Consider the following 563-nt stretch of genomic DNA (forward strand, 5'->3'; position numbering starts at 1 on the left):
CATCTCGAACGAGATTACGAGATGAGCGAGCGGCGGGCGTGTTTTCTGATCGGGGCGGATCGATCGTCGGTGCGATATCGGCACAGGCGACCAGATGATGCTGCGCTGCGCGAGGCGCTGCGCGGGGCCGCCGAGACGCATCGGCGGTTTGGCTATCGCCGTCTGCATGTGATCCTGCGGCGGGACGGCCATGTGCTGAACCGCAAGCGCACTCAGCGGCTCTACCGCGAGGAGGGCCTGTCGGTGCGCCGGCGCCGAAGCCGGAAGCGGGCCATTGGAACGCGGGCGCCGTTGGTGACCGAGGCGCTGGCGAACGCCCGCTGGTCGGTCGATTTTGTCCAGGACCAGTTCGCCGATGGGCGACGTTTCCGCATCCTCAACGTGATCGACGATGTCACCAAAGAAAGCTTGGCAGCCGTGGTCGACACCTCGATCTCCGGTCGTCGCGTTGCCCGGGAGCTGACAGCGCTGATCGAGCGTCGTGGAAAGCCCGGCGTCATCGTCAGCGACAACGGCACCGAGTTCACCTCGAACGCGATCCTGGAATGGGCAGAGAAGATGCA

1 protein-coding gene is annotated in these 563 nt (G+C 65.2%); it reads left to right on the forward strand.

The window, feature by feature from the left end; translation table 11 throughout:
* A partial coding sequence (locus tag EEY80_RS19930; RefSeq protein WP_164738343.1) for a DDE-type integrase/transposase/recombinase occupies positions 1-563 on the forward strand: 563 nt, incomplete at both ends.

The organism is Frigidibacter oleivorans (assembly GCF_003993775.1).
GTDB classification, from domain to species: Bacteria; Pseudomonadota; Alphaproteobacteria; order Rhodobacterales; family Rhodobacteraceae; genus Frigidibacter; species Frigidibacter oleivorans.